Below are 19,323 nucleotides of genomic sequence, written 5' to 3'. Positions count from 1 at the left end.
CCAACTCATTGCTATAAAACAGTTAATTACTCAATTGTTTATTACTTGGTAAATTGATGTATGGCTTTAATCTTAAATTTTTAACTTTATAAGTTTACCCATTTTTATATCTGTTTGGTTAGCCATGATTATTTGCGCTTTGCACTGCAATGGCTATCGTGTAATATAGATAGCATCATAAAAAATGAAAAGAATTGCGAAGGTTGTATGAAATTAACTATAAAATCACTCTCTATCTTTTTCGTTACTTTGGCATTGGTGGGATGTGGATTAAAGGGCCCACTTTATCATCCAGTTGAAAAGGCACAAACGCAACAAATCCAACTAACAAAAACTGCCTCAATTCAATCCGATATATTGATTAAAATTGCATAATGGAATAAAGCGATGGATTTTTTAAATTATCAACATGATCATTTATTTGCAAATCAAATAGCGATAGCCGATCTTGCAAAGCAGTATGGTACCCCGTTATATGTTTATTCGGCTGATCACATAAGTAAACAGTTTTTAGCCTATGAACAAGCTTTGATCAATAATAAGCATTTAGTCTGTTATGCGGTTAAAGCTAATAGTAATTTAGCTGTTTTAAGTTTACTGGCAAAACTGGGGGCTGGTTTTGATATTGTTTCACAAGGCGAGTTAGAACGAGTATTAAAAGCGGGTGCTGATCCTAAAAAAATCGTCTTTTCTGGTGTTGCTAAATCAGTCGTTGAAATTGAACGTGCGCTTGAAGTCGGTATTAAATGCTTTAATGTTGAGTCTGAAGCTGAATTGTATCGAATTAATGAAGTTGCCAAACGATTAAATAAAACTGCACCGATTTCATTAAGAATCAATCCTGATGTAGATGCTAAAACACATCCTTATATTTCAACAGGTTTACGCGAAAATAAATTTGGGATTAGCTACGAGTTAGCTTTAGATGTTTACCGAAAGGCACGATCATTAGCCAATATTAATATTGTTGGTATTGATTGTCATATTGGTTCACAATTAACTCAATTATCGCCATTTCTTGATGCTGCCGATCGTATTCTTGCCTTAGTAGATAAATTGCAATCAGATAACATTATTATTGAACATATCGATTTAGGCGGCGGTTTAGGTGTTTGCTATGATAGTGAACAACCTCCGACAGCATCGCAACTTGTGACTGAGTTGAAAAATAAATTAATTAATTATCCCGATATTGAAATTTTGTTTGAGCCAGGACGATCTATTGTTGCTAATTCAGGTGTATTAATTACTAAAGTAGAATATACCAAACACCAAGATGATAACCATTTTGCGATTGTTGATGCGGGGATGAATGACTTGATCCGTCCAGCACTTTACGATGCTTGGATGAATATATTGCCCGAAAAACAACCACAAGCTGGCGATGAATCTTTTGTATACAATGTCGTTGGGCCAATATGTGAATCAAGCGATGTATTGGCTTATCAGCGCAAGCTTTCGGTTAAGCAGGATGATTTATTGGTCATTTGTAGTGCTGGAGCTTATGGCTTTAGTATGGCATCAAATTACAATAGCCATCCAAGACCTGCTGAAGTGATGCTTATTGATGAACAACAGCATAAATTAATCCGTGAGCGTGAATCTTTCGAAGATTTATGGCGCGGTGAAGTGGTTTTATAATCTGGATAAATTGTATTGCTTAATGATAATCACATTTCAGATTTAAGTGGATGCTGTTTAACATTTAAAGCTAGAAACAAAAAAGAAAATAAATAATAACCTGTTACAGTAGAAGGTAAACTAACGATGAACTTTTCAAAAATGCATGGACTCGGAAATGATTTTATGGTTATTGATGCAGTGACGCAAAATGTTCATCTCTCGACTGAAATGATTAAACGAATGGCAGATAGGTATACAGGCGTTGGATTTGATCAGCTCCTTATAGTAGAACCGCCTTATGTGCCAGAGAGTGATTTCCATTATCGTATTTTTAATTCCGATGGTTCTGAGGTTGAGCAATGTGGTAATGGAGCGCGTTGTTTTGCGCGTTTTGTTCGTTTAAAAGGATTGAGTCGAAAACGCGTATTAAAAGTCAGCACCATGAAAGGTAATATTGTTTTAACCGTCAATGACGATGATACAGTACGTGTGAATATGGGAGTGCCTATTTTTGAACCGAATAAAATTCCTTTCAAGGCTATTAAAGAAGAAAAAACCTATATCATTCGAGCTCAAGAACAGACTGTATTATGTGGTGTTGCATCTATGGGCAATCCTCACTGTGTGATTCAAGTTGATAATATTGTAACGGCAGAAGTTGCAACGCTTGGTCCACTATTAGAACAACATGAACGTTTTCCTGAACGCGCCAATATTGGTTTTATGCATATTATTGATCGCAATAATATTAACTTACGAGTATTTGAACGCGGAGTTGGCGAAACACAAGCTTGTGGTACAGGTGCCTGTGCAGCTGTTGCAGTTGGTATCAATCAAGGGTTATTAAATCAAAGTGTTAATGTTAATTTGCCTGGAGGTAAATTATTGATTGAATGGAAAGGTGGCAATCAACCACTTTATATGACAGGGCCGGCTACACATGTGTATGATGGTTTTATTGCGACTTAACTTTAATATCATCACCAATAAATGTTAGCATTTGTTAATAAAAAATGACAAGGCAAAAATTGTTCAGGAAAGGTATTGATTTTATTAAAGTTTTTATTTGTGTCTTCAACGCATTAAACAAAGCCCAAAAGTAATAGAAACATAACACAATAATACAGTAGACGTTAATATGGTTGGTAAAAATACACGAAACTTAAGAGCAAAAAAAGCTCGACAACAGTGTTCATCAGTAAAATTAAATGACGAAATTGTGATTCAATATCTTATTGATAATCCTGATTTTTTTATACGAAATGCACGGTATGTTGAGAGTATGCGAGTACCTCATCCTGTGCGAGGGATTATTTCATTACCTGAATGGAACATGGCCCGTCAGCGCAACAAAATTAATCAATTAGAATGCGAGATTTCATTATTGATGGAACATGCCAGTGCTAACGAGCTGTTGTTTAGCCAACTGATGGATCTGCAAATTGAATTGATTAAAGCTCAGGATCTAAGCGAATTAATTGTATTATTAAACACGTGGGCAAAATCGTTAGGGCTTAGCGGTGCCTATTTATATCTTTTTGACGATAAATGGCTACTTAAGGCACCGTCAAATTATCTTCACTTAGCTTTAAATTCATCACAATTTGATTTTATTCGTGTTAGACATTTACAGTATAGCCAACAATATTTAGGCACACTAAATTCAACTGAACTTGATTTTTTATTACCTGAACATGGCTATGTTGGATCGGTAGCTTTATCTTTATTAGGGCAATTTGGTGATTTGGGGCTGTTAATGTTTACTAGCGCTAATCCAGAACATTATCAAGCCGGACAAGGTACATTGTTACTTGAAAAAATGAGTGAAATTTTACCTATTTTAATTAGCCGATGGATTATGCGGAAAAGATAAGGAAATGTCATGGTTCAGCCTAATGAAAATAGTAATGCTACATTAACTTTGCCTGTTGATCAGTTTTTGAATTATTTAAAGTCAGAAAAACAGCTCAGTTTAAATACTCAAATAAATTATCGACGTCAGCTTTATGCGCTTATTTCATTGGCAAAAGAGGCTGAAATTTCAACGTGGCAAGATCTAGATTCGTCGGCTGTAAGGGTGTTAATTAGTCGCAGTAAACAAACAGGATTACAAGCAAGAAGCTTATCATTAAGGCTATCGGCTTTGCGTAGTTTTTGTGATTGGATGGTAAAAAATGAGCGTCTTACAGCTAACCCTGCTCGCGGAGTGTTAAATCCAAAATTAGGTCAGCATTTACCTAAAAATATTGATATTGACGAGATTAATAAGTTGCTTGATATCAATTATAACGATCCACTTTCAGTCCGTGATAGAGCAATGCTTGAAATCATGTATGGGTCAGGATTGCGCCTTTCTGAATTAGTTAGCCTTGATTGCCGGAAATTAAATCTTACCGATGGCGAAATTCGCGTAATGGGTAAGGGTAATAAAGAACGAAAACTGCCGTTAGGTCGAGAATCTATCAAATGGATTAAACATTGGCTGTCTATGAGAGATTGTCTTGTTCCACAAGACGATGCCTTGTTTATTTCAAAGTTAGGCAGAAGAATTTCACCACGTAATGTTGAAAAACGATTTGCACAGTGGGGCGTTAAACAAGGTTTAAGCAGTCATGTTCATCCTCATAAACTACGCCATTCATTTGCCACACATATGCTTGAATCAAGTCGAGATTTGCGTGCAGTCCAAGAGTTGCTAGGGCATGCTGATTTATCAACGACCCAAGTCTATACTCATTTGGATTTTTCACACCTATCAGAAGTTTATGATTCAGCGCATCCACGAGCAAAAAGAGGAAAATAAATGATGAACTTTTATCGATCTATTAATACGATTAAAGCATTGACTTTCGATCTTGATGATACGTTATATGATAACAGCATGATTGTTGAAAAAGCAGAAGAAGAAATGATCAAAACGCTTCAAGGTTATGAACAATTACGCACGCTAACAATATCGGAATATTTTGCTGAAAAGCACGCTGTGCTTGTGTCTGATCCTGAAATTTATCACGATGTGATTGTTTGGCGAATTCAAACTATCAAATCGTTGTTAAGTAAAACTAACATACCAGTGCAAAAATTTGCAGATGTAATTGATGAATCAATTGCTTGTTTTAATTTTTGGCGACATAAGATTCAAGTTCCAGAATCAACCCATACATTATTAAGCAAATTAGCCACCAAATACCCTTTGGCTGTGATCACTAATGGTAACGTTGATGTTAACCAAATTGGTCTGGGCGATTATTTCCAATTTTCACTACGTGGTGGTGAACACGGGCGTTCAAAACCCTTTCCTGAGATTTTTGAATTGGCCTGTCATAAACTGGCTATTCCATCGCACCATATCTTACATGTGGGCGATAATTTATTGACAGATGTTAATGGTGCCATCAATAACGGTTTTTTAGCTTGTTTCATTAATATTTATGAACGTGATATTTTACAGCTTGATGATGCAAGGTGTGTACCTCACATTGAAATAACTCAATTGCCAGAATTAGATAATCTGTTATAATTTTGCCTTTATCTGCATAAATAGACTGTAAATCCAAGTAAAGGTAAGTTAAGCTTTATTGAGTGTGCGGTATGTTGCGCTTGATGGCTTTGTTATTACCTTTATATTCTATTTGATCACGCTCAACAAAAACATCTCGGAATATGATGAAAATATTAACATTTTCAATATTAATGCTTGTTAGCATTTTTTATTATTAAAATAGGTTCGAATATAATGGAAATGAATAAATCATTATTAAAAGACCTGAATGCAGAACAACAAAATGCTGCCACCACTGATAATCAATACACCATTGTTCTTGCTGGTGCAGGAAGTGGTAAAACTCGGGTTTTAGTTCATCGGATTGCTTGGCTTTGTATTGAAAAGCAGTATTCTTCCGGCTCAATTTTTGCGGTTACTTTTACCAATAAAGCCGCGGCTGAAATGCAAGAACGTATCCAAGCATTAGTTGGTGAAAGTTATTTTAATGGTATGTGGGTAGGTACCTTCCATGGGTTGACTCATCGGTTATTACGCATGTTTTCAGAGCAGGCTAAGCTGCCGCCTAATTTCCAACTGATTGATACCGAAGACCAAGTTCGGCTTATCAAGAGGATTTTTCGCGAACTCAAAATTGATGAAAAACAGTGGTCAGCTAAACAGTGTGCTGCTTTTATTTCTGCTCAAAAAGAAAAAGGGATTCGTGCAGAGGATATTGTTCCTGAAGATCCTAAACAAGTCATGTGGCAAACGATTTATCATGATTACCAAGTTATTTGTGATAAACTCGGTTATCTTGATTTTTCAGAATTAATTCTAAGAACCTATGAACTACTTTGTCGAGACGAAGAAGTCTTGAAGTATTGTCATCATCGTTTTTGTAATATTTTAATCGATGAATTTCAAGATACTAACAAGATTCAGTATCGCTTGTTACAAAAATTAACTGGCAATACTGCTAATGTGATGATTGTCGGTGATGATGATCAATCTATCTATAGTTGGCGTGGTGCCAATGCGGATAATCTTCAATTATTTATCAATGATTATCCTGAAACTGAAATTATTCGATTAGAGCAAAATTATCGTTCAACGAGTAATATTTTAGACGCTGCAAATAAGTTAATAGCGCAAAATACCAAGCGATTGGGTAAAAACTTATGGACAGAAAGTGGCGATGGCGAACAGATTTTGCTTTATGTTGGTTACAACGATGTTGATGAAGCAAGGTTTGTTGCCAATCAAATAAAAAAACGCCATCAAGAAGGTGACAATTACTCAAGTTGCGCTATTTTGTACCGAAGCAATATGCAATCACGTATACTTGAAGATACATTATTACAAGCGGGACTACCTTACCAAATTTATGGCTCTATTCGTTTTTATGAACGACAAGAAGTAAAATTAGCGCTTGCCTATTTACGCCTATTACATGATCACAATAATGATATGGCGTTTGAAGCAGCAATTAATACTCCAACACGTGGTATTGGTAGTATCACGCTAGATAGAGTTAGATCTGTAGCCAAGCAACATGGTATTTCATTGTGGGATGCCTGTTTAACGCTAATCCAAACCAATGCATTGAGCGAAAGACAATGTCTAGGTTTGAGTCGCTTTTTGGACTTGATGGAATTTATTTTTGATAAAGTAGAATCACAACCAATTTACAAGCAACTTGATCTTATTATTAAATTATCGGGCATATTACAGATGTACGAGCAAGAACCCGGTATAAAAGGGCAATCAAGGTTAGAAAATCTTGAAGAGTTGGTATCAGCTGCAGAACAGTTTTACCATTCTGCTGAAAATACCGTTATTGAAGATAGTAAGACGGGTAAACCATTAACTGTTTTAGAGTCTTTTTTAGCTTACACTTCACTAGAAAGCCGAGATTTAGTTAATGAACAAGATTCCGTGCAATTGATGACCCTACATTCAGCTAAAGGGCTTGAGTTCGATAATGTGTTTATCGTTGGATTAGAAGATGGCATATTCCCAGACCAGCGTTCAGCACAAGATGTCGAAAAACTGGAAGAAGAAAGGCGTCTTGCATATGTCGGTATCACTCGAGCTCGTAAACGCCTAACACTGTCATTAGCAGAGATAAGGCGCTTATATGGTCGTGAAGAGCGTAATTTGCCTTCACGGTTTTTATCCGAATTACCGGTGGATGCATTAAACCAGATCAGCCATCGAGGTGCTATCAAATCGTCTGATCGAAACGAATATCGTGACTATAAAAAAGCTTATCCTAAAAAGGCTCGCCAAATTGATGATGGTTATAAGTTAGGTCGTAAAGTGTTACATAATCGTTTTGGTGAAGGAACCATTGTTTGTATCGATGGTGAAGGTGAGCATAAGCGAGCACAAATAGCTTTTGTCAATGAAGGGGTTAAATGGCTGGTGGTTAAATTAGCAAATCTTACTTTATTATAGCTTTTATTTGTTTAGTTTGTATCATGATGTAATTAAAACGGGAATTAATGGTTAAATTAATTCCCGTTTTTTTGTTTGTGCTATTGGGCTGATTGCTCTACTACTGATTCAGAAAAAATTAGGTCAAATGATTCGTTAGTTCGATTGCAGATCCAATTATCATTAACATAGTCAAAATGATAACCTTGTTTTCGTGTGGCTAGCCAAACCTGCAAAAGTGGCTCTTGAGTATTAACAATGATTTTACTACCATTGGGAAAACTAATAGTAATAACGTTACCATTGGTTTCATAGTCTAAATCAATGTCATGCTCATCAGCATAATCATCCAAAAACAGTTCGATTTTATTAAATAAATGATCAGCAAGCGTATGGAATTGTGTGATATTCATAAAGGTATCATCATGCAAATAAATAATAGAGTGATAGTAGCATAAATGGATATACTCTGCCACAGCAAGGTGGCAAGAGTAAAATAGGGGGTGGATCTAATAATTATTTATTAGCAAGCGGTAAAGAACAAGCAATAACAAATAACTTATATTGTTCGTTGTCTTGAGTTATCGCTACCCAGCGGTTTGGTATTTCAATGGTGTTAACTAATTCGCCATCACCAAAGTTATTTTTGATTGTTCTTAGTTTACCTTTTGCTAACTCCATTTTGTCACAATTGGCATAATAATCAATTTTGATGGAATTATATGGAGTTTCAGTACCATCATCATTTTTTTGTACTAATTCAGGACTGTAATTAGTTACTTCACTAAATACACGAATTCGTTCATTGAAAGGATGCAGCTTGATTGATTGTCTATCTAAAAATGAATAACCAATGATATTATCTTCGGTAGATTTAGAGGTAGGAATAAATTGCTTACCTACTCTAGGATCCTTCAAACTTTCGGCTGCTGTATTTGTTTTAGCTTCGGTGTCGGCTTTTTCTTCAACTGCATGAGCAAATGTTACAAAAGAAAAGAGAATTAAGAATAAACTGAGCTTTTTCATTTAAATATTATCTCCATCTTTTGACGTTGTTTCTGTCGTATTAGTTTGTGGTTGAGATTGTTGTTGCTGTAACTTTTCTTTTTCTGCTTCTTCTTTTTGCTTCTTCTCTTTATATGCTTTAATGCGTTCTTGTTGTTCAGCTTCTTGTTTTTCGATGATTGTTTTTAGATCCGGACGGGCTTCAATAAGGATTTCTTTTTTTAAATCACCTTGGATAGAGCAAAAAACACTACTTTGCTTATCGGTAATGTCTTCTAAATAAAGTGCTTTATTAATGGTACCAAATCTTGGTGCAACACCATCAATGGCATAAAGGTCATCTTGCCATTCGGTTAATTTTGCGTTGAGATCATAAATTTTAGCATTTGCGATATAAACATTGGTGTTGTATGGCAACCAATTAATATTATTTAAAGCGTTTTTAATTTCGTCTTCTTTATTATCAAAAATAAATCCCCAGTACAAATATTGACCAGATAAAGTGGTGGGAATATAGATGCTTTGATAGCCAGTAATTTTTAAACCTCGATACTCCAATGGTTTTTTAAATAGAACTTTGTTTTTATCGTTCTCATGAATAGATTCAACAGGGATATAAGTTACATTATCGGGTGTGGTTGCCAAATCAACGTATTGATTTATTGATTCTTGATGTTTGGCAAGTTGTTCGTAAAACTGATTATCACATTGAAAAAACGTATCGATTACGTTATCTGTTTCGCTTTGTGCATCACTCTTTTGTGCAAAAGACATACAGGAAACAAATGAGGCACAAACAAAAACAGAAATTTTTTTTAAAAGCATGGCGTGTATCCTTTGACCAGTAATTATGCTTATTATTTTGGTTAACTATTGTAAAGTAATGTAAATGTCGATGTCAATATTAATTAACATTATGTAAATTTTCAATAAAAACCATTAGGTGTCCCTCCTTAAAAGATATTTGAACTAAATTGTTGATCGCTTTATTTCGTAAACTAACCTGTCCACCTAACGATAGCGTCTGGTCAATCAAAGGGTACTGAAAGCCAGTGATGGTTAATCCAGTTACTTTGGAAAGTGGCATTAGTGAAATAATATGATCTTTTACATTGGTAATTTTTTGATCATACTTAGCAAAAAAGAAATAGCAATAGTTATCATAAAATGTGATTTGATATTGACGATAATATTGCATTGCGACAGAAATATTTCCTAAAAAGTGATCGCTAGCACGACCACAAGCACCATAAACATCAAATTTTGTCACCCCTTTACTAGCTAAAAATAAAATAGCTTTTTCAAAATCAGTCTTATTTTGGTCGGGCGTGTGAATAATTTGGGTGTTAGGTGGAATTGTTTTGTTAGTATGATAACTGTCTAAATCTCCAATAATAAAATCAGGCTCAATTGTTAATGCCGACAGATAATTATGGTAAGCGCCATCAGTGCAAGCAATGTAGCTATAATTATCTAAATGGTAAACGGTGTGGTGTGGTGGTTCACCGTTAACAAAAAGTAAGGCACTATTTTTCGACATTACACTTTTCCTTTTGCTTATCTTATTGGTTTATCATAAAGCTAATGTATAAGCCATTATGATTGCATCTTCTTGTTTACCATCGGCTGTTGGGTAATAGTTTTTACGAACAGTTATTTGGTTAAACCCCAGAGTTTGGTATAGCTTGATTGCAGGGCTATTTGATTGTCTCACTTCAAGCCAAAGCGTCGAAATTGGACAAGGCGATTTTATAGTTATTAACGTGTCTATCAAATGATTGAGCAAAGCCTTTGCTAGTCCCTGTTTTCTAAAATCGGGATGTATTGCAATATTAAATAAATTGGCTTCATCGGCGACTTGTTGGCAGATACAAAATCCTGCTATTTGGTTATCAATCGTTATTTTAAAATTTAAGTAACGATCACCTTGGTTTGAAAAGAATGTCTGTTTTGACCAGGGGATTGTATGACAGATCTGTTCTAATTCAAAGGCTTTTGTTAAATCATGTTCGGTCAGGGTGGAAATAGTTTTCATATTGACATAATTGTTGCCACAATAGGCGTTTTTGTTGTGGTGTTTTGGCAAGCTGATCTAAGCTAGCGGTTTGAATGGTTAATGGATTTTGCCAAGACTCTTCGGGCTTAACATCAATAAACCAAATCACAGTCTTAATATCATTTGCTGGTACAATGAGTTGGGATGGTGTTAATACTAACACCTGATCTTGAGTAAGGCTAATCGCATTTAATATATCTAAATAGATTTTTTGGGTAGGTTGCTGCTTGGCAACGACAATTAAACGGATCTTATCACTGATATGGGGTGCGATTTCGCCTTTAAAGACATTCGTGTTACGCAAAACATATTGCGTTATATTGCACTGTTTTAGGTACCAATCTTGTTGTGTCATTATTGACTTACTGTTTTTTATTAGAGATTAAAGATAGTTAATTGTATAATCAACGCATCAAATTATAAAGGTTTTTCATTGAGGAAATATGGCAACATCTGCTTTTACTCCAGCAAGTCAAGTGCTTGAACGTCATCAAACATTTTTTAACGATAAAAATGTGATTATAGCTGGTGATATTCAAGATAGCTATCCGGCTATTATGTCGGCAAATCAAGTTAAGATTCATTGCACACAATTTCATACTTATTTGCGTTTAAAAAATAGTGTCCGTGGCAAGAATACTTATTTTTCATTATTGCCAGAAGCAGAACTCTATGCCGGTATGGATACGCTAATTTACTATTGGCCAAAAACAAAAAGCGAAGCGCAGTTTCAACTCTCTTATTTATTGCATAATATGCCAAAAGGCAGTGATATTTTTATCATTGGTGAAAATAGAACAGGTGTAAAAAGCGTGGAAGCGTTATTGAGTGATTTTGGTACAATTCAAAAAATCGACAGTGCAAGGCGTTGTGGTTTATACCACTTTCAGGCGGATAGCCGTTTAGCCTTTAATCTTGATGAGTGGTGGTTAAGTTATCATTTAACTATTGAAAATCAGAATATTGAAATCAAAAGTTTACCCGGTGTGTTTAGCCAAAAAGGGTTAGATGCTGGCAGTGAATTACTCTTAAATGCATTAATGGATCGTACTGATATTATTAAAGGTAATGTATTAGATGTGGGATGTGGTTCTGGCATCTTATCCACGGTGCTAGGTAAATTATACCCTGATATTGCACTAACGTTATCCGATGTAAGCAGTGCAGCAATTGAATCAAGTAAAGCAACATTAAACAGTAACAACGTGAATGCAACCGTTGTGGCGAGTGATGTTTTTTCTAATCTGAATGATAAATATCATTTAATTGTTTCTAATCCACCTTTTCATGATGGCAAAGAGATAAATTACACAGCCGTTAATGCACTAATTAAAGAGGCGAAAAAACACCTAAAATTAAATGGTTATTTGTGCATTGTGGCAAATTCATTTTTACCGTATCAAACCATTTTAGATGAAACATTTAAAAGCGTTGAAGTGATTGCCCAAACGACAAAATTTAAGGTTTATCTAGCAAGTCATTAATAAGCGCAGTTTATTTATTTTATTTAAAAAATAATAAGTTGCAATACATATCACAAGTTTAAAAAAATAGGGCGATGTTATCGCCCTATGTATAAAATTTAAATATTAAAACTTAAACTGATTTCACTATTATTGATATCATATCTCAATTAAGAGAGAGCTTCTTTTAATGCCTGCATTTCATTATAGGTAAAATCACAGCGCGTAAATTCTTGATCAAGAAGAATAGGAACCGAGTTGCTTTCTCCGACTACGGCCAACACATTACATTTATTTCTAATCCTATCACCTATAATGATTGGTCCACCGTTTGAGCTTTTATTAAAATTGGCTGCATATTTAGCATTTATTCCTTGTGCATTGTTTGCACGATATAAAGCTGTTATTGTTTTACCATAAGAAACTAATTTAACTGGCACAATAACAGGTGTTAATTTTTGCCCGTTAATTTCCTTGATAACTTTTGTCATTTTATGTGTTCTTAAAAAACATCCTAAACTCATCCATGCAACCAACAACAAAGCAATAATAAGACCAGTTGTAGCCACAAATACAGTTCGCATATTCTCAATAGCTAAGTCGATTGTTACGAGTGATGGATCATCGGCAGAAGCTATAGTTACAACTTGATAATTTCCTTTTTTCCCTCCAATGAAAGTATAATCACGCTTAATAACTTGTCCTGTATCAGTGGTAATTTTCACTGAACAGTTATCAACCGCACGTTTTGCACGACATGTTCCTTCTACATCATAGTTAACCACAACTGGATTCCGTGATATTCTATAATCATCAATTAATCCAGGATAATTTCTTATGCCAAGAAATATAGCTAACACAAAGAGAATTATTGCCGCAAGTAATCTTCTTATTTGATGAAATGAGCCTTCTTGCTTTAGTTTCATAACTTTTAAAGGGCGAGTTGGAAATACTTCTACTAATTTATTCATCGATCCCATTTTATAAATATACTCCTTATTAAAATAAAAATTTCATGTCTAAAGGCTAAAATTTTGAATTTAAAAGCTAATTTATTATTTTTTTTATTAAATTCGATTAAATTTTATCATAATATTTATTTTGTAGGAATCACTAGCGTTGTTTACAGTAATTTGGAAAACGACTTCAGATTAAATAACCCTAGAAAACTGCTGTTGCCTAGCCATTTTTCGCATATAAATATCAAAGCACATACAAATATTGCGTATCAGTAAATGCCCTTTAGGTTGAACTTTAATTATCTTGTCATTTACTGTAACTAACCCATCTTGTTGCAATGGAGCGAGTAGTTTTAAGTCCTCAGCAAAATAGTTATCGAACTGGATATGAAATTGTTCTTCTATTGCTTTTTTATCTAAATAAAAGTGGCAAATGAGTTGCTTGATTACATCACGACGAATAATATCATCACGATTTAAGGTGAATCCTTTCCATAATCCATGACCTTTTTGTTCAACTTGCGTTTGATAAGATCTAAGATCTTTTTGGTTTTGCGCATAACTATCACCTAACATACTAATGGCTGACACACCCAGCCCAAGTAAATCTGCATCTCCTTGCGTTGTGTAACCCTGAAAATTACGGTGCAATTGATTCTCTTGTTGGGCAATTGCTAATTCATCAGTAGGTTTGGCAAAATGATCCATGCCGATAAATTGATATCCTGCTTCGGTTAGTTTTTGAATACTTGTGTATAAAATCTGTAATTTTTGATTAGCATTAGGTAAATCTGCATCTTTAATTTTACGCTGTGCTGCAAAACGGCTAGGCAAGTGGGCATAATTAAATACACTTAAACGATCGGGCGAAATATCAATCACTTTATTGAGCGTTTCGGTAAAACTAGTAACTGTTTGTTTCGGTAAGCCATAAATGAGATCTAAACTAATTGAGTCAAAATTATTTTTGCGAGCTTGATTAATAAGAGAACGTATTAATGTTTCATCTTGCTCGCGATTAATTAGATTTTGAATTTCATGATTAAAATCTTGAATTCCCATGCTTAATCGATTAAACCCAACGTGAGCTAAATGATCAATAGTTTGTGGGGTAATTTCTCGCGGATCGATTTCGATCGAAAGTTCAGCGTTATCGGCAAAATTGAAATGCTTTTTTAGCGAAGTTATTAGTCGAGTGATTTCATCATTAGTTAAAAAAGTTGGCGTACCGCCACCCCAGTGCATTTGGGTTACTGTGCGATTGTTAAACAATTTGGCACGTTTGGCAATTTCAATATCTAAAATATCTAAATATTTGGTGACTTTTTGCGTTTGGCGAGTAATAAGCTTATTACAACCACAAAAATAACAAAGTTTATGGCAAAACGGAATATGCACATAAAGCGATAATGACTTTGTTGGGTAACGTGCTGCTGCCGATAAAAAATCCTGCTCATTAAAGTTTTCATTAAATTCAAGTGCAGTAGGGTAAGAGGTATATCTTGGACCAGAATAGTTATATTTTTCAATTAACGCCTGATCCCATAATTGCATATTAGTCATGCTGTTGCTTCCGTTTAGAGCTATGTTTAATGTTGTTATTTTTGTGAATTTTTAATTGTTGTTTTTGTTGGTTTCTAATTTTTGTTTTAATTTTGATTCGATTGGTTTTATTTAAATATAACAATGTGCAGACTAATAACCCAAAATATAAACTTAACATAATTAATATTGGCATTATGATTCGCTCGCTTTTAAGTTATCAACGGATTGTATAAAAAATAATAGTTTCTAATTTTAAATTATGAGCAGAAATTAAATGACTAGGATCTTATTTCTGCTTGCATTGAGAAGATACTAATAAGTACTAATGACAGTTATCCCTTATTAGTTTCGTTTTAATAAACTAACAATATCTTCTTTCTTTTCTTCTTCATCTTCAAAATCATCATCAGTATAACCGAGCTCTTGCATTAACTCATCAATACGATTTAATTTGCTATCAAGATAAGTTTGTTGATCTTTAGTGAGTTTGGCATTTTGCTCTACTAAATCCAGTAACATATCTAGTTTTGGGTCGTTCTCTAATTGTTCTAATTCTTGTTGTGGCGATAAAACTGTTTTAGCCGGTTTCGGTTGTTTAACCGGTTTTATTGCATTGCTAGCACTTTCAACAACTAATGAAATCGGTTTTTTACTGCCAATGCGTGGATCTTTGCTTTTGTTTGTCGAATTTTTATTTTTGTTATCATCTTGATTATTAAAGCGAGAGCCACTTGGTAAGCCTTTGTGCTTACGTTTGCGCTTTAGCTCACGAGACTCTTCATTAATCTCTTGACGGCTTTTTTTAGTTTTTTGTTTCGATTTATTCTTTAACATACAATCTCTGTTTAATATTAGGGTTAATCATTTAACCAGCGTATTTTATCAGTAAGTCTTAAAGATAGCTATGATGAAGCAGTCATGCTAATTTAAGATTGTAAAAAAAGAGATTTATGTATAATCTGGGCCCAATAAATTTGTCAGATCGAATTAGAGAACAAAATAAAATGAAAAATCATTTGAGCCCTTATATGCAATTTAACCGTCAAGAATGGGCAAGTTTGCGTAACGCAGTACCGATGACGTTAACCCCTGACGAGTTAACTTCTTTACAAGGCATTAATGAAGACTTATCTATGGATGAAGTCAGTGACATCTATTTACCTTTATCAAGATTACTTAATTATTATATTAGTAACAGCTTTAGCCGGCAGGCGGTACTGTCTAAGTTTTTAGGCAAAAGTCACAAAATCCCTTATATCATTGGTATTGCCGGTAGCGTTGCAGTAGGCAAAAGCACAACTGCACGGGTATTGCAGGCATTGTTAACGCGTTGGCCAGAGCATCGTAAAGTAGCGTTAGTGACAACCGATGGGTTTTTATACCCCAATAAATGCCTTGAAGAGCGTGGGATAATGAACAAAAAAGGCTTTCCACAATCATATGATATTAAAAAACTGATCAATTTTGTTGCGGATATAAAATCAGGACAAGCAAACGTTAAAGCACCAGTGTATTCTCATCTAGTTTATGATATTGTCGAAGGTGAAGAAATGGTGATTGATAGTCCAGATATTTTGATTCTTGAAGGATTAAATGTACTACAAAGCACCTTGAATTATCCGCAAGCAAATAACCGTGTTTTTGTCTCTGATTATGTCGATTTCTCGATTTATGTGGATGCCGAGGTTTCGTTATTACATGATTGGTATGTGAACCGCTTTTTAAAATTTAGAGCCGGTGCATTTAGTGACCCCAACTCTTACTTTAACCACTACTCAAAACTGCCAGAACAAGAGGCCGTCAACATTGCTAATCGCCTTTGGCGTGAAATTAATGAGTTAAATTTGGTTGAAAACATCTTACCTACAAGAGAAAGGGCGAGTTTAATCCTGACTAAAGGTAAAAATCACAAAGTTGATTTGGTTCAATTAAGAAAATAGGGTAAAAGGGGGGAAATTGATATGAAATCAGTAATTCTAGTCATGACTAAAGTAACCATTATTACTTTGGCGAGTTTATTTTCGCTTGGTGCTTATGCTTCAGAACATTCTGAAGGATTAACGTGTGAAAGCAAAAAACAAACTATTGAAACACAGATTGATTATGCCAAAAAAAATAATAATTCTCACCAAGTTCAAGGGCTTGAAAAGGCATTACATGATGTCAATAATTATTGTTCAAATGATAAATTAGAAGAAAAATATAATAAAAAAATTCAAGAAAAGACAGATAAAGTTGTCGAAAGAACCCAAGAATTGAATCAGGCAAAAACAAAAGGTAATGAGCACAAAATTGCCAAACAACAAGCCAAATTAGCCGATGCCGAAAAAGAACTCAATGAAGCTAAAGCTGAATTAGCTAAATTTTATCAAGAATTAAAATTAAGATAAGCAGTAACAGATAGATTATTTACCCACTTTGCTTGCTTTTCCACCGTGTTTTTATCATTAACACTATCAATGGTTATTGTTGATGGTGTTAGTTTGATATTTTGTATTCTTTACCACACTAGACTTTTTTATTTAAAAAGAGTATGGTGTGCGGCTTGTTACGTGGTTCGTAAACCTCCCACGCTAAAAAACTAAGGAACATCATGAATAAAATTACACTACTAGGCGATCAGTCTGTTCGCTATCCTACAACCTATTGTCCTGAAATACTCGAAACGTTCGATAATAAACATCCGAACAACGACTATTTTGTTAAATTTAATTGCCCAGAGTTCACTAGCCTTTGCCCTATCACTGGTCAACCTGATTTTGCGACGATTTATATTTCGTACGTACCCAATATCAAAATGGTCGAAAGTAAATCGCTAAAACTCTACCTATTTAGCTTTCGTAATCATGGTGATTATCACGAAGATTGCATTAATATCATCATGAAAGATCTGATTAAATTAATGGATCCTAAATATATTGAAGTTTGGGGCAAATTTACACCACGCGGTGGCATTTCGATTGATCCTTACGCCAACTATGGCAAATCAGGTACTCATTGGCAACAAGTTGCGGCTAATCGATTAGCTAATCACGATATGTATCCAGAAAAAGTGGATAATCGCTAATTTATAATCCATCCAAACAGGAACTTTTAATGCAGACTCGTAAAGCACTCGTTATATTTTCTGGCGGGCAAGACTCAACTACCTGCTTACTGCAAGCCATTGCCGATTATGGACGTGAAAACGTTCAGGCAATCAGCTTTCATTATGGTCAACGTCATGCAATTGAGCTTGAAAAAGCCAAATGGATCGCCAAAGATTTAGGTATAAAGCAAACTGTCATTGATACATCAGTTATCAAACAAACCACAAATAATGCGCTCATCGACGACTCACAAGAAATTCAAGCGGCTCAAGATGGCGATTATCCTAATACCTTTGTGGATGGGCGTAACATGCTCTTTTTACTTTTAGCTGGCTGCCATGCCAAACAGCAGGGCATTGCTGACATTATTATTGGTGTTTGTGAAACCGACTTTAGCGGCTATCCAGATTGTCGTGATATCTTTATTAAATCAATGAATGTATCGATGAATTTAGCCATGGACTATGCGTTTAATCTTATTACACCACTGATGTATTTAACCAAAGCACAAACGTGGGAAATGGCCGATAAACTGGGTTATCTTGATTATGTCCAACAACATACCCACACCTGTTATTACGGGGTTGATGGGGGATGTGGCAAGTGTCCTAGTTGTTTGCTGCGCGATAAGGGCTTGCAAGAATATATGGCTAGGGCTAGATAGATTTATTAATAACTGGGTTCTCTCACCCCATTAAAAAGGAAAAAAGATGTACTTACAGAATCATTTCGAATCGATAGAAAAAAACTTTACCCGTGGGCAACAGCAAAAAGCGCTTTACTGGTTGGCTTTTTTTCATATTTTAGTTATTGCTTCAAGCAATTATTTAGTCCAAATCCCATTTGATATTTTTGGTTTTCACACCACATGGGGGGCTTTCACTTTTCCATTTATCTTTTTAACCACCGATTTAACCATTCGAATTTATGGTGCAAGTTTGGCAAGAAAGATCATTTTTGTGGTGATGATCCCCGCATTGCTATTTTCATACCTTATTTCGGTGCTATTTTTTGAGACACATTGGGTTGGCTTTTCGGCATTGACCGAATTTAATAGCTTTGTATTTCGAATAGCGCTAGCCAGTTTTGCTGCTTATCTAGTTGGGCAATTGATGGATATCACTGTTTTTAACTATTTAAGAAAAAATAAATCATGGTGGGTGGCACCAACTGCATCAGCAATCTTTGGTAATGGTATTGATACTATTGTCTTTTTTGCTATCGCATTTTATCAAAGTAGCGATGAATTTATGGCAAATCATTGGACCGAAATTTCGTTAATGGACTATAGTTTTAAAATTCTAATTTGTGGGCTATTCTTTTTGCCACTTTACGGAATGATTTTAAATTTTATCCTAAAAAAATTAGTCTCAGCGCCTAAAAATAATTGATTATTAAACTCTAAAATTTATTGTCTCACCTTAACAAACATAAAGCTCATTATTATTTTGGTGAGTTTTATGTTTAATACTAAAAAATCACTCTTTATAATCAATTGTTTTTTAATGATCTATCTCAACTATTATTATAAAAAAACACACTAATATTTCACAACACTCAAAGGTCAAGATAGCCCTTTATCTGGTATCTGAATGCACCGAATCGGAAACACAAATTTGTCTGGAACAAATTTGAACATCTGAGCACAGCGAAGATGGCCTCG

At 34.7% G+C, this 19,323-nt stretch carries 22 protein-coding genes and 1 riboswitch; of the genes, 13 read left to right on the top strand and 9 right to left on the bottom strand.

The genetic code is table 11. The annotated features are described in order from the left end of the window. Nucleotides 1–207: 207 nt before the first annotated feature. The 7 genes from lptM (at nucleotide 208) to uvrD (ending at nucleotide 7,564) form a co-directional block, all read left to right on the top strand. Nucleotides 208–375 (top strand): LPS translocon maturation chaperone LptM, encoded by a 168-nt coding sequence (gene lptM, locus GA0061081_RS00115; protein ID WP_091345922.1) that lies wholly within the window; start codon nucleotides 208–210, stop codon nucleotides 373–375. A 12-nt stretch (nucleotides 376–387) separates the two neighbouring features. Further along, a complete protein-coding gene (lysA, locus tag GA0061081_RS00110) occupies nucleotides 388–1,641 on the top strand; it encodes a diaminopimelate decarboxylase (RefSeq protein WP_091345920.1) in 1,254 nt (417 codons plus the stop codon). Between the two features lie 126 nt (nucleotides 1,642–1,767). Continuing rightward, nucleotides 1,768–2,592 (top strand): diaminopimelate epimerase, encoded by an 825-nt coding sequence (dapF, locus tag GA0061081_RS00105; RefSeq protein ID WP_091345918.1) that lies wholly within the window; start codon nucleotides 1,768–1,770, stop codon nucleotides 2,590–2,592. 169 nt (nucleotides 2,593–2,761) lie between these two features. Then, nucleotides 2,762–3,496 carry a DUF484 family protein gene (locus GA0061081_RS00100; RefSeq protein ID WP_091345915.1) on the top strand — a complete coding sequence of 245 codons (735 nt, stop codon included), beginning with the start codon at nucleotides 2,762–2,764 and terminating at the stop codon, nucleotides 3,494–3,496. Between the two features lie 9 nt (nucleotides 3,497–3,505). Beyond that, nucleotides 3,506–4,426: a tyrosine recombinase XerC gene (gene xerC / locus GA0061081_RS00095; protein WP_091345912.1), complete on the top strand. Its 921-nt coding sequence runs from the start codon at nucleotides 3,506–3,508 to the stop codon at nucleotides 4,424–4,426. Beyond that, on the top strand, nucleotides 4,427–5,143 hold the full coding sequence (gene yigB / locus GA0061081_RS00090) for a 5-amino-6-(5-phospho-D-ribitylamino)uracil phosphatase YigB (protein ID WP_091345910.1): 717 nt from the start codon (nucleotides 4,427–4,429) through the stop codon (nucleotides 5,141–5,143). It abuts the gene before it with no gap. Nucleotides 5,144–5,365: 222 nt separating this feature from the next. Continuing rightward, a complete protein-coding gene (gene uvrD, locus GA0061081_RS00085) occupies nucleotides 5,366–7,564 on the top strand; it encodes a DNA helicase II (RefSeq protein WP_091346596.1) in 2,199 nt (732 codons plus the stop codon). 80 nt (nucleotides 7,565–7,644) lie between these two features. Here uvrD and cyaY read toward each other — a convergent pair whose 3' ends face one another. The 6 genes from cyaY to GA0061081_RS00055 all read right to left on the bottom strand — a co-directional run bounded on the left by cyaY (nucleotide 7,645) and on the right by GA0061081_RS00055 (nucleotide 10,959). Then, nucleotides 7,645–7,956 carry an iron donor protein CyaY gene (gene cyaY, locus GA0061081_RS00080; protein WP_091345908.1) on the bottom strand — a complete coding sequence of 104 codons (312 nt, stop codon included), beginning with the start codon at nucleotides 7,954–7,956 and terminating at the stop codon, nucleotides 7,645–7,647. Between the two features lie 103 nt (nucleotides 7,957–8,059). Further along, nucleotides 8,060–8,569 (bottom strand): surface-adhesin E family protein, encoded by a 510-nt coding sequence (locus GA0061081_RS00075; RefSeq protein WP_091345906.1) that lies wholly within the window; start codon nucleotides 8,567–8,569, stop codon nucleotides 8,060–8,062. Then, a complete protein-coding gene (locus GA0061081_RS00070) occupies nucleotides 8,570–9,373 on the bottom strand; it encodes a hypothetical protein (protein ID WP_091345904.1) in 804 nt (267 codons plus the stop codon). It abuts the gene before it with no gap. Between the two features lie 79 nt (nucleotides 9,374–9,452). Beyond that, on the bottom strand, nucleotides 9,453–10,088 hold the full coding sequence (locus GA0061081_RS00065) for a thiamine diphosphokinase (protein WP_091345902.1): 636 nt from the start codon (nucleotides 10,086–10,088) through the stop codon (nucleotides 9,453–9,455). Nucleotides 10,089–10,121: 33 nt separating this feature from the next. Further along, nucleotides 10,122–10,583: a ribosomal protein S18-alanine N-acetyltransferase gene (gene rimI, locus GA0061081_RS00060; RefSeq protein ID WP_091345900.1), complete on the bottom strand. Its 462-nt coding sequence runs from the start codon at nucleotides 10,581–10,583 to the stop codon at nucleotides 10,122–10,124. Beyond that, the gene (locus GA0061081_RS00055) at nucleotides 10,552–10,959 is read right to left on the bottom strand and encodes a DNA polymerase III subunit psi (protein ID WP_091345899.1); all 408 of its coding nucleotides are present in this window, start codon (nucleotides 10,957–10,959) and stop codon (nucleotides 10,552–10,554) included. Before GA0061081_RS00055 ends, rimI begins: the two co-directional genes overlap by 32 nt. 88 nt (nucleotides 10,960–11,047) lie before the next feature. Here GA0061081_RS00055 and rsmC point away from each other — a divergent pair, with 88 nt between their 5' ends. Beyond that, nucleotides 11,048–12,088, top strand: a complete 1,041-nt coding sequence (rsmC, locus tag GA0061081_RS00050; protein ID WP_091345897.1) for a 16S rRNA (guanine(1207)-N(2))-methyltransferase RsmC — start codon at nucleotides 11,048–11,050, stop codon at nucleotides 12,086–12,088. A 149-nt stretch (nucleotides 12,089–12,237) separates the two neighbouring features. On the opposite strand, the gene GA0061081_RS00045 is transcribed toward rsmC, so the two are convergent. From GA0061081_RS00045 to yihI, 3 genes are all read right to left on the bottom strand, one after another. Continuing rightward, nucleotides 12,238–13,038, bottom strand: a complete 801-nt coding sequence (locus tag GA0061081_RS00045) for a hypothetical protein (protein WP_141683300.1) — start codon at nucleotides 13,036–13,038, stop codon at nucleotides 12,238–12,240. 180 nt (nucleotides 13,039–13,218) lie between these two features. Next, entirely contained in the window at nucleotides 13,219–14,589 is a 1,371-nt protein-coding gene (hemN, locus tag GA0061081_RS00040) for an oxygen-independent coproporphyrinogen III oxidase (protein ID WP_091345894.1), read from the bottom strand. Nucleotides 14,590–14,913: 324 nt separating this feature from the next. Continuing rightward, entirely contained in the window at nucleotides 14,914–15,405 is a 492-nt protein-coding gene (yihI, locus tag GA0061081_RS00030; protein WP_091345890.1) for a Der GTPase-activating protein YihI, read from the bottom strand. A gap of 170 nt (nucleotides 15,406–15,575) precedes the next feature. On the opposite strand from yihI, the gene coaA reads away from it, so the two are divergent. From coaA to GA0061081_RS00005, 5 genes are all read left to right on the top strand, one after another. Further along, entirely contained in the window at nucleotides 15,576–16,511 is a 936-nt protein-coding gene (coaA, locus tag GA0061081_RS00025; RefSeq protein WP_091346594.1) for a type I pantothenate kinase, read from the top strand. A gap of 21 nt (nucleotides 16,512–16,532) precedes the next feature. After that, nucleotides 16,533–16,961, top strand: a complete 429-nt coding sequence (locus tag GA0061081_RS00020; protein ID WP_091345888.1) for a DUF1090 domain-containing protein — start codon at nucleotides 16,533–16,535, stop codon at nucleotides 16,959–16,961. A gap of 156 nt (nucleotides 16,962–17,117) precedes the next feature. Then, nucleotides 17,118–17,162, top strand: a riboswitch (PreQ1 riboswitch). A 2-nt stretch (nucleotides 17,163–17,164) separates the two neighbouring features. Continuing rightward, nucleotides 17,165–17,638, top strand: coding sequence for a preQ(1) synthase (gene queF / locus GA0061081_RS00015; RefSeq protein ID WP_085246647.1), 474 nt, complete (start codon nucleotides 17,165–17,167; stop codon nucleotides 17,636–17,638). Nucleotides 17,639–17,667: 29 nt separating this feature from the next. Further along, nucleotides 17,668–18,324 carry a 7-cyano-7-deazaguanine synthase QueC gene (queC, locus tag GA0061081_RS00010; protein WP_091345886.1) on the top strand — a complete coding sequence of 219 codons (657 nt, stop codon included), beginning with the start codon at nucleotides 17,668–17,670 and terminating at the stop codon, nucleotides 18,322–18,324. A gap of 46 nt (nucleotides 18,325–18,370) precedes the next feature. Beyond that, the gene (locus tag GA0061081_RS00005; RefSeq protein ID WP_091345884.1) at nucleotides 18,371–19,051 is read left to right on the top strand and encodes a 7-cyano-7-deazaguanine/7-aminomethyl-7-deazaguanine transporter; all 681 of its coding nucleotides are present in this window, start codon (nucleotides 18,371–18,373) and stop codon (nucleotides 19,049–19,051) included. Nucleotides 19,052–19,323: the final 272 nt, after the last annotated feature.

The sequence above is a fragment of the Gilliamella bombicola genome, from assembly GCF_900094945.1.
GTDB classification, from domain to species: domain Bacteria; phylum Pseudomonadota; class Gammaproteobacteria; order Enterobacterales; family Orbaceae; genus Gilliamella; species Gilliamella bombicola.
This window is presented reverse-complemented; position numbering and strand designations above follow the sequence as displayed.